The sequence below is a fragment of the Enterobacter chuandaensis genome, from assembly GCF_039718975.1.
In the GTDB taxonomy this organism is placed as follows: domain Bacteria; phylum Pseudomonadota; class Gammaproteobacteria; order Enterobacterales; family Enterobacteriaceae; genus Enterobacter; species Enterobacter chuandaensis.
The window spans coordinates 1,026,446-1,041,517 of sequence record NZ_CP097173.1; the positions used below are offsets into that span (position 1 = coordinate 1,026,446).

At 51.0% G+C, this 15,072-nt stretch carries 13 protein-coding genes; 7 read left to right on the plus strand and 6 right to left on the minus strand.

The window, feature by feature from the left end; all coding sequences use genetic code 11:
- Positions 1-39: 39 nt before the first annotated feature.
- The 6 genes from MX657_RS04985 to MX657_RS05010 form a co-directional block, all read right to left on the minus strand.
- Complete coding sequence (locus MX657_RS04985) at positions 40-1,308, minus strand: ISL3-like element ISKpn25 family transposase (protein ID WP_346807520.1); 1,269 nt, start codon at positions 1,306-1,308, stop codon at positions 40-42.
- Positions 1,309-1,312: 4 nt separating this feature from the next.
- A complete protein-coding gene (locus MX657_RS04990) occupies positions 1,313-4,570 on the minus strand; it encodes a type I restriction endonuclease subunit R (RefSeq protein WP_346807522.1) in 3,258 nt (1,085 codons plus the stop codon).
- On the minus strand, positions 4,571-5,875 hold the full coding sequence (locus MX657_RS04995; protein ID WP_346807524.1) for a restriction endonuclease subunit S: 1,305 nt from the start codon (positions 5,873-5,875) through the stop codon (positions 4,571-4,573).
- On the minus strand, positions 5,872-7,899 hold the full coding sequence (locus MX657_RS05000; protein WP_346807526.1) for a type I restriction-modification system subunit M: 2,028 nt from the start codon (positions 7,897-7,899) through the stop codon (positions 5,872-5,874). Before MX657_RS05000 ends, MX657_RS04995 begins: the two co-directional genes overlap by 4 nt.
- A gap of 386 nt (positions 7,900-8,285) precedes the next feature.
- A complete protein-coding gene (locus MX657_RS05005) occupies positions 8,286-8,864 on the minus strand; it encodes a rolling circle replication-associated protein (protein ID WP_346807528.1) in 579 nt (192 codons plus the stop codon).
- A 280-nt stretch (positions 8,865-9,144) separates the two neighbouring features.
- Positions 9,145-9,384 (minus strand): helix-turn-helix transcriptional regulator, encoded by a 240-nt coding sequence (locus tag MX657_RS05010; RefSeq protein WP_346807530.1) that lies wholly within the window; start codon positions 9,382-9,384, stop codon positions 9,145-9,147.
- Positions 9,385-9,838: 454 nt separating this feature from the next.
- On the opposite strand from MX657_RS05010, the gene MX657_RS05015 reads away from it, so the two are divergent.
- From MX657_RS05015 to radC, 7 genes are all read left to right on the plus strand, one after another.
- Positions 9,839-10,936, plus strand: a complete 1,098-nt coding sequence (locus tag MX657_RS05015) for a hypothetical protein (protein ID WP_346807532.1) — start codon at positions 9,839-9,841, stop codon at positions 10,934-10,936.
- Between the two features lie 98 nt (positions 10,937-11,034).
- Complete coding sequence (locus tag MX657_RS05020) at positions 11,035-11,928, plus strand: GTPase family protein (RefSeq protein ID WP_346807534.1); 894 nt, start codon at positions 11,035-11,037, stop codon at positions 11,926-11,928.
- Positions 11,929-12,209: 281 nt separating this feature from the next.
- Entirely contained in the window at positions 12,210-12,887 is a 678-nt protein-coding gene (locus MX657_RS05025; RefSeq protein WP_346807536.1) for a hypothetical protein, read from the plus strand.
- A gap of 95 nt (positions 12,888-12,982) precedes the next feature.
- Entirely contained in the window at positions 12,983-13,804 is an 822-nt protein-coding gene (locus MX657_RS05030) for a DUF932 domain-containing protein (protein WP_346808528.1), read from the plus strand.
- Between the two features lie 28 nt (positions 13,805-13,832).
- Positions 13,833-14,063, plus strand: coding sequence for a DUF905 domain-containing protein (locus MX657_RS05035; RefSeq protein ID WP_346807537.1), 231 nt, complete (start codon positions 13,833-13,835; stop codon positions 14,061-14,063).
- Between the two features lie 69 nt (positions 14,064-14,132).
- Positions 14,133-14,573, plus strand: a complete 441-nt coding sequence (locus MX657_RS05040) for an antirestriction protein (RefSeq protein ID WP_346807539.1) — start codon at positions 14,133-14,135, stop codon at positions 14,571-14,573.
- Positions 14,574-14,583: 10 nt separating this feature from the next.
- A complete protein-coding gene (radC, locus tag MX657_RS05045; RefSeq protein ID WP_346807541.1) occupies positions 14,584-15,060 on the plus strand; it encodes a RadC family protein in 477 nt (158 codons plus the stop codon).
- The last annotated feature ends 12 nt before the right edge of the window (positions 15,061-15,072 follow it).

Here is a 15,072-nt window from a genome sequence, read left to right on the forward strand (position 1 = left end):
CTAACATTGGTTGGATTCTCAGACGGGCTCTTCTTCACGTTAATCCAACTCTCCACCTTCTGCCTGCTTCAACAATGTCGGAATGTGTGGCCCATACTCGACCTTGCCTCGTCCTGCTCGAATACCACTGCCAACCTTGCGGGCTTCTTTGGAGTACAACGTCTTTGCACGGATGATCTCATAGCTATAACCCCGACCTAACCGGTTGGACATCTTGATCAAGCCGTTGAGCCCTTCGGTATAGCCATTGGTGATTGAGAACGGCGCATCCCAGTAGGCAAAGATGTCGTCGTAATGGTTGTGTACCGTTTTTACCAGTTTTTTGAAAGGCTCCATGCCATAAGGCGGCAGGCTGTTCTCCCAAGCCTCAAAGGCGTTCTGAGCGCTCTGCTTGTCGGGTTCGTCGTAGATGCAGAAGAAGGCTTCCTTGAAGTCATAGGCCATGGCAAGTGCTGGGATCGCTTGCTTTACAACCTCCAGCGCCTTTTGCTCTGCGGGCGTCAGGTTGCCGGGTCGCTTCAGGGTGAGCCAGCGAATGGACTTTTTGACGTAAATGCGATCTTCTTTGCTTAACTGTGCCTGATAGTTCTTGCGCTCCGCTTCCAAGGCTTCAGAGGCCATCTTGACGACATGGAACTTGTCGATCACCAGTTTGGCGTTGGGCAGATACTGAGCAAAGAAACGCTTGAAGGGTCGCCACATATCCGTACAGACCCATTCCACCTTGTCAGCATCCGGCAAATCCTTGAAGAAGGGCTTCAAATGCTCTTGAGTACGATGCTCCAACATATCAAAGACGTTGTTGGTTGCCAGATTGGTGATTACACAGCGATACCCTCCGGCCAGGTTCACTTCGTCAATACCCATGATGACCGGGGTTTCGTAACGAACGGTTTGGGAGAGTTCCTCAATGAGATCGTGAGCGATGTTCTTGACGGTGTTCACCGCCACACCGGTTTGCTCGGCTAAAGCATGGAAGGTGGTTCCCAGGCACTGTTGCCGAATAACATCGACTAGCCGTTTGGTGGCTCGGCGTTTGTCATCCAGAAAACTCAACTCCGGCATGGACATTTTTCCGCACGACTCACAGCGAAAGCGCGGGCGCTGAACTTCAAGGCGGACGGGCGCCATGTACAACGGCGTGTCCATGAACTTGTTTTTGCGCGTACCGTGTCTGTGCATAGAGATGTTGCAGTCCCCACATAACGGCACCTCGACCGTTACCGGCTCAGCAACTATCACAAGGCACTTGCCTTCGTGGCGCATATCGACCGGCTTGATGCCTGGCAGATTCAGCAGGTCAAGCATCGGCTTAATCCATACCCAGATCGATGTCTTTGCCTTCGCGCAGCAGGTCATACACCATATCAACCAATGCGGTCATGCCCTGACGGTCAGACTTGAGCACCTGGGTTGCCAGCTTCTGATTACTGGACAAAGCACGAACAACCGCTTGCTGCACAGCACCGGGGAGGTTGCCTTTCATAGCCTGCTCACGGGTGTTGCTTTCCACCTGAGCCATGACGGCATCGCTTTCACCGGTAATCGCTGAAATCTGATTAACGAAAGCCACCTGATCTTGGATCGGCGTCGCCTCACCAAACAGGCTGTTGAGCCTCTCGATAATCTCTTTGACGAATTTCGGCTTATCGCCTGCCGCGCCACCACCGCCTGCACCTGCTGGTTGCAATACCGGGTTTTTGCCTTCGTCTTCTACGTCATCGGGTCGAGCATTGATGTCAAATCCAGTAAGCACCAGGCCTGTCAAGTCCACGGTTTCCGGTGCTTCGTGCTGAAGGCGCTTTTGCAGCAGCTTGGCGAAAGCGGCAAAGTTCTCCAACTCCGGGTCGCCAAAATCAATCAGTTGGGCGATATAGGAATAGGTACGGCAGAAGCGCCCCAAGTCCGACTTGAAGCCCATCAGCGCCTTGATTTGTTCGGCATACTCATCCTGGTGGTGATCGGCAGACTTCATGCCCGCCTCATCACCCTTGGCGCGGGCCTTCTCAAACGCTGCCTCCCAGGTTGCCATGCCATCGCGCAACATTTTCATCTTGTCGTTATACAAGGCCGTCGCTCCAGCTGTAGCGGCATACAGCGCCTTGTGCTGTGGCGATTTAGTATGGGTGATGTCACGTATGGTCTTGAAGCGGGCTTCTTTGAACGCGGCCAAGTCCTTCTCGTCGTACAGGCCGTGCTCGTCCAGTCGCTCCTTGATCTCGTAGACCACATTGAGGTCTTGCACTTCGCCGATGTGAGCGCCCTTGTCATAGGTGGCAAAGGCCTTGCGCACGTTCTCTGGATCGTTCACGAAGTCGATGATAAAGACTTCATCCTTCCCAGGTGCCGTCCGGTTCAGGCGGGCGAAGGTCTGCACAATCTCCACATGGTTGGCGATTTTCTTGTCCACATACATGGCGACCAGTTTGGGCTGGTCAAAGCCAGTCTGGAACTTGTCGGCCACCAACATCACTCGGTATTCCGGGCGGTCAAAGGCAAAGCGCAAATCCTGCCCGTGGACATCTGGGTTCATGCTCTGCTCGGTGAACTCCTCGTTCTCATCGACGATAAACACATCATCCTTGAACTCGCTGTCATCCTGGTGCATCACCTGCTTACCGGTCATCTTGCCGGAGAAGGCCACCAGTGAATGAATAAAGCCGTACTCGCTGTGCTGCTCGATATAGCGGTCAAACGCCTTCTTGTAGCGAATGGCAGCGGCACGGGAGCTGGTCACGACCATCGCCTTGGCCTTGCCATCCAGTCGGTGGGCGACGTTTTTGGTGAAGTGCTCAACGATAAACTGTACCTTCTGGGTCACATTGGTGGGATGCAATGACATCCACTGTGCCAGGGCGCGTTTGGCGGCCTTGCCGCTTACCCGCTTGCTGTCTTCAAGCTGCTTGGAAAGGTTGAAGGCCGTTTTGTAGGGCACATAGCCGTTCAACACATCGAGAATGAATTTCTCCTCAATGGCCTGGCGCATGGTGTACAGGTGGAAGGCTTGCGGCGGGTTATCGTCCGAGATCGGTTGGCTTGGATCTGTCGGGCGACCAAACAGCATCAAAGTGGAGTGCTTGGGCGTGCCGGTAAAGGCGAAGTAGCTGATATTGTCCGGGCGGGCGCGAGACTTTTGCAGTTGCTCCAGTAGTTCATCCACCGTCATGGTGGACATCTTGCCTTGTCCGCTCATCCCCAGCGCGGCTTGCAGCTTAGCGGCGGTAGAGCCAGTCTGCGAGTTATGCGCCTCATCAATGATCACAGCAAAGTTTTTCCCTTTCAGGGCCTTGTCAGTGATGATGGCTTCCATCGCGTAGGGGAAGGTCTGGATCGTGACTACCACAATCGGCGTGCCAGACAACAAGGCATCCGAGAGCTGCTTGCTCTTGGACTTGGATGACTTCTGCCGGTCAATGGCGGCGATCACCCCAAACTGATGGTCAATCTGCTTCACCGCGTCCTGAAGCTGGCCGTCCAGCACATTACGGTCGGTGACAATGATCACGCTGTTAAATACCGCGTCGCCGTTATCTTCGCGCAGTTTCACCAAGTCATGGGCCGTCCAGGAAATGGTGCTGGTCTTGCCGGAACCTGCGCTGTGGTCACACAGGTAGGTCATGCCTGCGCCATTTTCGCGAGCATCGGCCAGCATCTGGTTCACTGCCGTCCATTGGTGAAAGCGCGGGAAAATCAGGGTTTCTTTCTTCGACCAGTTGCCCTGAATATCCACCACGTCCTTTTTCTCGACGTAGACAAAGCTATGGAAAATCCGCAGCCAGGCATCCGGCTGGCAGACCGCCTCCCAGAAGTAGGCTACCGGGTATTCCTGGGTACCATCGGCCTTAATCTCACCTGGCGGGTTACCCGCATGTACCGTGCCGCTTTCGTCCTTGCGCCCCTTATTGAACGGCAGGAAAAAGGTGTTTTCTCCATCCAGCTTGGTCGCCATCATGATTTCAGAGTCGGACATGGCGAAATGTACCACCGCCCCACGCTTGAAGGTCAGCAATGGCTCTCGGCGTTTGGTCTGGGCGTCATACGGCAGGCGATCATTGCGGTACTGATCCATGGCCGCTTCGCAGGACTGGGTGAAGTCGGTCTTCAGTTCGACGGTTGCCACCGGCAGACCGTTGATAAACAGCACCAGATCAATGGCAAATTCACGGGCCGGGTGATACTTCAGCTCCGGCACCACGCGCAGGATATTGGCCTGGTAGCGCTCAATGACTGCTGCATTGCGCTTGTCTTCCGGTGCGGCCTCGGTCATCTCGATCAGGCCGCAACCGGCAATGGAAAAGCCTTGGCGCAACACCTGCATGGTGCCTTGTTTCTCCAGTGCTTTATCCAAGCGATCCATCAGCACTTCAAGGGTTTTGGCCCCGTTGAGCCGTTCCAGCTTGTCCCATTTTTCCTGCTGGCCGCTGGTTTTGATCCAGCTTTCCAGGTCTTCGGGGTACACCGCCCGCTCGGTGTCGTAGAACTTGGAATCACCCAGCTTCCAGCCCTGATCTACCAACCGTTCGATGATGTATTGCTGGAAGTGTTTTTCCTGATGTGCTGCTGATTGCATTTATTGTTTTCCTCGCAAATCAATCTGGCCGGTGACAGCGGCGGTGATAAAGGCCGAGCGGCGCTCTTTTAGTAGGGTAATACTTTGCTCTGCCTTGCCAATCAACGCATCAATACGGGCGGTTTCGCGGTCGAGGGTGGCCGCGATGGTGGCTTGTTCTTCTCGTTGAGGAACAGGCAGTACCATAGAGCTGTATTTTTCAGCGCTAACATTCTGTATTGTGGACTGTATATTGCTCCCACTAATATATTCCCAATAAGAGTGAGACTGAAGGTAAGCGTAAATATACTTTGGAAGAGCCTTTTCTTCGTCACAGCTAGCTTTTATCAAGTATCCTGCAAAGCACGCAGCACCATTAGTCTCTCTGTATAGAAAGCTTTTCCCTACTGTCGCACCGCTTCTTGCGAGCAATATGTCGCCGTCAGACAGTAAATAACTATAAGCTTTATCCCATGGCAGCGTCTTAAATGTATCCTCCCTTAAGGTGCCGTTCTCTGTCAGGTCAGTAATACGGATATACCTTGGATGATTTGGGTCATCACTTTCCGCAGACTCATTAGCTCCATAGGACATAGGAGCAGAAAGGATGTATTTGAACGGCTTCACCTCCCAATGCTCCGGCACCTGCCCAATCCATTCAACGCCGGAATCCTTCATCTTCACGTTGGGGTCTAGCCCCTTGGTGACCGCATGGGTAATCAGCGCCTGGCGCTTTTCCTTCAGTAGCTCGATAAAGCGGGTTTTCTTCTCGACAAGCGCATCAATACGGGCGGTTTCGCGGTCGAGGGTGGTTAGTATTTGCGCTTGCTCAGGCTGATCTGGGTATACAACTTCAATTGAACCGATATGCCCCCAATCTGCACGAGGCATTTTGGCTCCCTCGCATCCTGACTCTATTTGATGCGTTACATCAGGAGTTAAAAGCCATTCTTGCAGCCATCTGGGTTCTGTTTTTTCAGCCCTCAGAACCAAAAATTCTGTTGAGCAGCACCCTGCCATCTCTGAAATAATGGCTTTTCGCAAATATGGACGCAGCTTACCGTACAGGACATCCCCTTCATAAAAGATACCTACAGTTGAATCTTCTGATTGACGAGAGCTTCCATTCGTTGGCTTGTACTGCCCTGATCCTGCTTCTACATCCTCAAGTCCGATATAAATGGTATCAGTAGATACATCATTTCGTCGTTCATTGCGCAATGACGCCAGTCGCTTGACTCTCGCTACCTTCCAATGCTCAGGCACCTGCCCAATCCACTCAATACCGGAATCCTTATACGCGGGATATGTTCTGTACTGGCTCATTCGCTGGCCACCTCCGCCAGTAGCGCGGCAATCTCGGCTTCTACTTGCTTCAGGTCTTCATCAATATCTTGCAGCTTGCGCGGCGGCTGGTACTGGTAGAAGAAGCGGTTGAAGTTGATCTCGTAGCCAACGCGGCCCAATTGACCATCCCTGGCATCGGTAAAGCTCTCATCCATCCAGGCATCCGGCACATGAGGAAGCACTTCGCGAGCAAAGTAGTCGTCGATGTCCTCCAGATAGGGGACGTTCTCGTAATCAGTTAAATCTGTGTCTGGCACCAGCTCGCCGTTGGAATCCGTGACTGGCTCGGCTTTCGGGTCTTTGTGACCAAAGGCGTTGATCAGCGCGATGATCAATGTTTTGCTGGATTTGACCTTGAGCTGCTTGGCTTCGTCGGACTTGATCGAGTTCCTAACAAAGGTTTCTGCCCAGCTATAGGGCTGCGTTTGCCCGATCAACGGCTTGAGAGCTTCGCGCCAGAATGTCTGATGCGCGTCAGAGAGCTTTTCCCAGGCAGCTTCGGCTTCCAGCCGCTCCATGCCCACCTTATCCAGCTCCAGGGTCATGCGCAGCGGGCGCAGGACCTTGATACGGCGGTAGCCAAAGGTACGGTAGTCCAGCATCCGGGAAAGCGCACCGGTTTCGCCTGCGGCGTAGATGTCCAGAATCTGGCGGCGCTGCTCATCGCTGATAATACGGCGCTTGTTGCCCTCGTTGCGGATTGCAGTCCACAGGTCGGTGGCGTTGATCAACTGCACCTTGCCTTTGCGCTCCTGCGGCTTCTTGTTGGACAGAATCCACAGGTAGGTGGCGATATTGGTGCGGAAGAACAGATCCGTTGGCAGAGCTACAATGGCTTCAATCAGGTCGTCTTCCAGCAACCAACGGCGTATTTCCGATTCGCCAGACGCGGCACCGCCGTTAAACAGTGGCGAACCCGACAGCACGATAGCGGCGCGGCCACCGCCGTTGATCGGCAGTTCTAGCTTGCTCGCCAGGTGCATCAAAAACAGCATGGAGCCATCGCTAATTTTCGGCAGGCCCGGACCAAACCGGCCCAGCTCGCCTTTTTTGTGTTCCGCTTCGACGGCGGTTTTGTCCTTCTCCCATTTCTTGCCGAAAGGCGGATTGGACAGGCAGTAGTGGAAACGCTCACCGGCAAACTGGTCGTTGGACAGCGTGCTGCCCTGACGAATGTTCTTCGACAGATCTCGGCCAGGGTCGGACTCCAAACGGCGGATCAGCATACCGGCCACACAAACCGCATGGGTTTCCGGCTCCAACTCCTGCCCGTGCGGCACCAGCACTGGCGGGATCTTGTCGCGGTTACCGTAGTCGCCCACATGGTTCATGGCATCGGTGAGGAAGCCACCCGTGCCACAGGTCGGGTCATACAGAGTACGAATCAAACCGGGGCTGGCCTCAAACAGGGCATCATCCGGGTCAAGTAGCAATGCGGTCGCCAGGTGAACGATATCGCGCGGCGTCATGAAGTCCTCGGCCCCTTCATTGACCTCGGCACCAAAGCGGCGAATTAGGTGTTCGTAGATGTTACTCATCACCCGATCCGGAACCACGACCGGGTGCAGGTCGATCTTGGCGAAGTTCTGGCAAATCTTGTACAGCAAGCCCGCTTTCTCCAGCCGGATCACCGTATTGCCAAACTCAAACTCCTCGAAGATAGCGCGGGCGTTATCCGAAAACAGGGCGATGTAGTCTTCCAGATTGCGGCGCGTCTTGGTGCTACCCAGGGTGCCGAGGGAGTATTCAGAGGTGTTGTAAAAGGGGTATTCAGCGGTTGAGCGCAGAATGGTATCCAGCTCAACATCGGCATCCTTGAAAGCGTCATGCGCTTCTCTCACCGCCTCGCGGGTCGGCTCCAGCGCACACTCCAGGCGGCGCAGCAAGGTAAACGGCAAAATGATCTTGCCAAAGTCCGTATGCTTGAAGTCCCCCCAAAGGTCTTCCGCATTCTTCCAAATAAAGTCAGCCTGTGAAGCTGCTGATCCCGTAAATTCGTTCATTCTGGACTCCAACCACTTTTTGCACAGAACGGTAATGTAGTCAATCTGCGAATGTCAACCAGATTTTGCACAAAAGGGGATGGATTTCAATTCTTGGCTAAATTTGCGATCCTACCTCAGAATGCATATAGCCGGAATTTTTCATAACTAACGGGAGTTTTCCTTAGCACTTCAAGCGCTGTAGCACGGTCACGTAGTCTTGCGATTATCTTCAGGCGATCATAAATCGCGTACTTTTACTTTTCCCACTAGTGGCAATGCACGCGCTAGGCACGTAGCTTGCTTTTTTGGCATGCATATCATTACCATTTAACGCTATGCCTACCGCCCTGATTTTCCGGAGCCTCAACAGTGGCTTAACCTTTAGCATTACCCCAGTCGAAAGATCAAATTACTGGCTTACGTGGACGCCCTGACACTGAGCGTGGAGGAACGTCATTACAGCCGTATGCACACAAACCTTCTTTTTGTTCTTCCTTAGCCAGATAGCTCAGAACATGACGGATATTGTTAATGCTTTCCGGATCGTTATACCGAACAGGGATGTTGATATTTCCAGAATACTGCGGTCGATATTCACATCGGTGAGATCCGCCGTCCCGGTGCGTTATTTCCTCCCATAGTGTATTTGCTGTAAGGGCAAAGGGATAAGGGTGCTGTGTTTTTTGTCTGTCCAGCCAGAATACGACATGCGCATGGTATCCATGTCGTTCAGTCCATTCGATAACCCAGAAATACCCCACAATACCTTTCTCGCGTGTCATTTTATCCATAAGGTCACGTAAATCGTATTCAAGCATCTGGTGATTCAACTGTGAATACCTGACCGTGTTTTTTTTGTAAAAAAAATCCATGCGGAATGCCAAAAGACACGAGTATCTATTTATCATTTCATCGATGTGTGCATTGAGAACTGAAGCCAGGAACCAGTCTTCATTAAAATTTCTATCTGAATTTTTAAGCATGATTATTCCACTACAGATGATGAGAGAGGTCAGTACAAGCACTAAGTTAGTGATGTTTCATGTAATACTTTTCTTTAAGGTAATGCTGAGTTGACACTTAAATTAATTATCGCTTTAAAAAAATGAAGCTGGTTGTTGCAATAGTGTTTGCAAGGGTGTTTAAAAGAGACCTTGATAGTAAATGGTGAATATAAGAACAAATGAGAGTGAGTATAATTATATTAAAAAACCTATATTAAATTACGTAACCTGCCTGTGTAAAACATCAACATTAAAGATTCTAACCTCGAGATTGTTGTATTCTTTCCAGCATCCATTTTTCCACTTCGCTTTTTAGCCAGCGTGAACTACGCCCCAGTTTAATTGGTGCAGGGAACGCATTTTCTGAAATTAATCGGTAGAACCATTTATCGGTCATGTTTGTATAGCCAGTGATAAACGTCATATCAACGAGCTGATCATTCAGTAAAGATGTGGTTGTCTGGGGGCTGGATGATATCGGATGAGTTTTGTTTGTCATGGTAATGCTCCCGCAATTTAGTGTGAGTTCGGGAGAGGGCCAGTTGCCATCAATGGAGTAACGGGCATCCTTCTCATACCATCAGCTGATAAGTAGAAAATTACATCAGCGGGTTCTCACCAGCTAGTAGTGCTGTCAGGACACAACGTGTCCGGCCCTGTAACGTCTGATAATAAGAACAGAACTGCCGTGAGCTACTTTCGCTAAGCATGTGACACTGTAAAACATAGTGATGACTGACATAACTTTATGTATGCTTTTCAAGTTTTCTGAATGATCGTTTTTAACTAATAAATCGCCGAAAAACCCTTTGTTTTAGAGGTTAGCGTCGATTTTACTCTTACAAAAAGCTTACAATTTTCGAGCTATTTTCATTCAAAATAAAAACTTGTTTACTTCATAATCAATTCATTGTAAATACTCTTTATGGAGGTTTTTACTACAGGTGGTAACGGTGAGTGATAGCGATAATGAGAATTATTATCTAAAAAGGATTGGTAAACTGGGCGGTGAAGAAGTAGCAAGAGCAGAAGAACCTTCCCGTGAGGGAGGGAACCGCTTTACCAGCTCTAAAAGCGAATTCAGTGGCAATTCTTTGCCAGAAGACGAGTCTGCGCAGGCGGCCGAGGATTGTGATATTGAAGATAAGACAGGAGAACCGGCCCTGGGCAATCCGGTATCTGAAAGCAGCATAAACGCCAATGGGGCTATTGAAGCTTTTAAGCGTTTTGTGAAAAAAATACAGGCCGAGGAAAAGCGCAATGTTAAAACTAAAAGTCTTCATGGTGGAGATTCTTCATGTCTACGTGACGTTGATTTAAAATGGTTGAAGGGGGCGGTTAATTCACGTGCTATTTTTTGGTTTTGGGCGTATATACGAAAAGCTTCTGCCAGGGAGCTTTATTTGTCTGAAAACACTACGGAATTAATTCCGCGATGGGATCAAAAAAAGGAAAGCTTATACTCTTTTTTTAGCCTGCCTGGTAATCCAACGAGTTCAGCTGAAAGAAGTCGGGTAATTATTACCTTCATGAATGAACTTTCTTATTCCCTCAGCCCATATCAAAGTAAGCAAACGTTCGATTATATTCGTAGTATCTGGCTTGTTTTTAATAGTCAGGTTCAAAGCCCCAGATGGTTAAAGAAAAATGATAATGAAGATATTGAGTGGGCGTGGTCATACTTGTCAAAGAAAAAGGATATAAAAAGAAATGTTCTGTCCTGGTTCAAACCCGCAGACCTTAATGAGCGATACATTGGTGTAATGGGCGCGATTGATTGCTGGGCCATTCCGAATAAATTGGATGTGGAAAATTATAGAAAATTTCTTGATGATAAAAATGCACTTCTGAAAAATATGAGGGATTCTTTTAAGCAACGAAAAAGAAGGTCTGGAAAACATGATTTGACAATCTCTGCCAAAGCCAGTAAGGAATTATCTGAGTTAGCAGAGGCACTTGATAAAAAAGAGATTAAAGTTATTGAAAAACTTATTCATGATGAGTATCTAAGATATAAAAGCAAGCTTTTTGATTACAAAAACCCATCCTAAACAGGCAACGATAATTCCAAAAAATATAACGCCTACATTACTCATGTGAGTCGCCGGGATAAAAATTTCCCGGCATAGTTTTTTCACAGGAGTAAATCATGCCTCAAATCCCCAATCCGCAGGATACCAGTGATGCTGTGCGTACCTGTCTCAATCTCTTACCCCGGCAGGCTACTGAACGTATTCTGTCCCGCCTTCAGGAGGCGATTAACTATGAACCCGTGATAGGCATCATGGGCAAAAGTGGTGCGGGCAAGAGTTCATTATGCAACGCGCTTTTTCAGCAACCCGTCTGTCTGACCAGTGATTTGCTGGGCTGCACCCGGGAACCCCAGCGTCTGTTACTCACGGTTGGTGAGCGCAGTATGACGCTGGTGGATTTACCGGGTGTGGGCGAAACACCGGAATACGACGAAGAATATCTGGCGCTCTATAAGGCGTTGCTGTCAGAGCTGGATTTGATTATCTGGGTGCTTCGTGCTGACGACCGTGCCCGCGCAACAGATATCACCGCATACAGGGCACTGATGGAAGCCGGTGCCGACCCTTCACGTTTCCTGTTTGTACTGACTCAGGCCGACCGTATTCCGCCCCTCAGGGATGGTGAGCCCTGGCAGGCATCACCTTCTTCTGAGCAATGCCTTTCACTGGCTGCAGTCAGTGCGCAGGTTGCCGGTCAGTTGCCGTCCTCTTTCCCGGCTATGGCCGTCTCTGCACATACCGGCTATAACCTGCCCGCCCTGGTGGAGCTGATGGTGCATGCCTTGCCCGTACAGGCCAGTAGTGCCGTGTATTGCCAACTGAAACCAGAGAATCAGACTCCGGACAGTGACGCCGCTGTACGGCAGCAGTTTGGTGAGGCAGCAGGTAAGGCTTTTGACACGGTGATTAACCCTGACCACTTACCCTCTGTCTGGACTGCTCTGTTAAGGAGTATCCGACAAAAGTTAGTGCAACTTGCCACGGCATTATGGGACCGCATATTTGGCTGAAAGCCGCCGCTTTACCCCTCAATTACCACATTCAAAAAATAGTATATTGATCTGTAAAAACGATCGATAATTAGATATCGATCGTTTTTATCTATTAAAATATCGATGTATTAGTCCCTATTGATCGCTTTTACCTATCAAAGCAAGGGGATATTTCTTTCTCAAACCTCGTCATGAGCACGACGAACAGGGACGTTGACGTGATGGTCCGGATACAAGGGCGCATCAGGTATGAGTTCCTCGTCCCCGTTGCCGCTTCTGATTTATTAATAAGGTGACATATGAAAATTCAGACCATGATTGCACTCGTTTTGTCAGCCGTTTCGGTTTCAGCTCAGGCGGGTAACTGGACCGTTAAAAACGGTTGGTGCCAGACGCTGACCGATAATGGTGAGGCACTGGTGATGCTGAAAAATAACACCATTAGCATCTTCGGCCAGCTGCAGGGCTGCCCCAGTGGCCCGCAGGAGCTGATGGGGAGTCGAATCAGTGTAAACGGCAATCTGGTACCCACCTCCCAGTTGTGCAAACAGCAAACAGGGTTTAAGGCCGTTGAGGTTGAAGGCGGACAGGCACCTGCAGCCGCCAGAAAGGCAATTGCTTCGATTGCAGGTCAGAAAACATCGACCCTTCAGGTCTTTGGTGCGCAACTGACATTCACCCGTGGGGACATGATGACGGTCTGCCCGAAATACGTATCCGGCCTGGCTGCCGGTGCCGGGAGTCGAGCGCCGGAGATTAACAAAGGGTCAGTCATGAAGGCAGCAAAAGAAGCCTACACGAAAGAGTATGACCGTGATACGGCTGAGGTCGCTGATTTTGGCAGCTACAAAGTGGAGGGAAACACCGCTGTTTTTGAAGTCTACAATGCCGGGTACCGCACCTACGATAAGGTGACAGTCACCGTTGGTGCTGATGGTAAGGCCACCGATGCCAGGGTTGAATATATGGGGCAGTAACGCGTTATCCGCCACGCCATTCGTAATGTTAAAGGCCATGTTCCTTCGGGAGCATGGCCTTTTCTTTTTATACCGATAAACACACAAAGGAGTGAATTATGCGATTAGCATCCCGCTTTGGTGCGGTGAACCTTGTTCGCCGTGACCGTCCCTTAACCCGTGATGAACTGGCTCACTATGTTCCCAGTGTGTTCAGTGAGGAAAAGCATGAATCGCGCAGCGAGCGCTATACCTGCATCCCGACCATTACCCTGCTGGATAACCTGCAGCGCGAAGGTTTTCAGCCGTTCTTTGCCTGCCAGACCCGTGTGCGTAACCCCGACAAGCGGGAACACACCAAACACATGCTGCGTCTGCGCCGCGAGGGGCAGATTACCGGTAAACAGGTGCCGGAAATTATCCTGCTTAACAGCCATGACGGTTCGAGTTCATACCAGATGTTGCCGGGGCTGTTCCGGTCAGTCTGTCAGAACGGACTGATTTGCGGCGAGAGCTTTGGAGAAGTGCGCGTACCCCATAAGGGCAACGTGGTGGAAAAGGTTATCGAAGGGGCTTACGAGGTGCTCGGGGTGTTTGACCGGGTGGAGGAAAAACGCGACGCCATGCAGTCGCTGATGCTGCCACCACCGGCTCAGCAGGCGATGGCAAAAGCGGCGCTGTCGTATCGCTTCGGCGAGGAGTACCAGCCGGTCACGCAGTCGCAGATACTTTCCGCACGTCGCTGGCAGGATGAAAGCAATGACCTGTGGACCACGTACCAGCGTATTCAGGAAAACCTGATTAAAGGCGGGCTGGTGGGGAGAGCGGCAAACGGTAAACGCGCAAATACCCGTGCCGTTAAAGGTATCGACAGCGACGTGAAGCTCAATCGTGCACTGTGGGTGATGGCTGAGAACATGCTGTCATTATTAAGTTAGTTCTGGCATCAGAACAGAGGCACATATCGTGAACACTGAATCCACTTCATCCCTTCCTGACGGCCCCTTTACCCGCCACCAGGCAGCATCCCTCGCAGAGCTGTATGAGAACGTCGCTATCGAAGACGACCAGGGGACTCATTTTCGTCTGGTCGTTCGCCTTAACGGCACGATGGTCTGGCGGGCATGGAACTTCGAGCCAGAAGCCGGACGGTTACTTAACCGTTACATCACTTCTTACGGTATTCGTAAACCCTGACTGACTTCACGCCCCCTTATTCCCGCCAGCCCTTACCGGCTGGCTTTTTTATTTCCGGAGACACTTACCATGAATATTGCACTCCCTGATACTTCTCTTGTCCCGGCCCCCATAACTGCCACGCTTATCCCTGATGAACAACGTCTCAGCTTCTGGCCCCAGCATTTCAGCACGGTTCCTCAGTGGGTATTACTGGAGCCACGTGTCTTTAGCCGGATGGACACGTTGTGCGCGGATTACACCGGTGGCATCTGGAATTTCTTCACGCTCAGTAACGGCGGAGCCTTTATTGCCCCGGACGATGACCAAGCATGGTCGTTGTTTAACGCCCTGAACGGTAACAGCGCCATCCTCGGTAATGAAGCGGCAGGTATCGCCATTTGTCTGCTGGCCTGGAATCACCATGCCTGGCATACGAGTAGTGACGTGATGTGTGACCACTTTTACCGTCTGCGTGATTACGCCCTTCAGCACCCTGAATGCAGTGCCATCTTGCAGATTATCGACTGAGGGAAAAGGTATGACTTTCGAATTAACTTCGCCACCGGCACTGTCGGAGACAACCCGTCGTTCGGTTCAGCGTGCACTCTCATTACTGGAGAAACATCTTCGTGAGCCGGGTGCATTGTTTACCTCCACTGCGGCAGTTCGTGACTGGCTACGTCTGAAAATGACCGGCCTGGAGCGCGAGGTATTTATGGTGCTGTACCTGGATAACCAGCACCGTCTGCTGGAGAGCGAAACACTGTTCAGCGGCACCATCAACAGTACGGAGGTGCATCCTCGTGAGGTGGTGAAATCAGCCCTCCGCCATAATGCGGCAGCCGTACTGCTGGCACATAACCATCCTTCCGGCGAAGCGGAGCCCAGCCAGGCTGACAGGCAGATTACCGACAGACTGGTGAAGGCGCTGTCGCTGGTTGAGGTCAGGGTACTGGACCACTGCATTGTCGGGGGGATGACGGTGAGTTCATTTGCAGAGCGCGGCTGGCTATAAAGGAGAGTAAAA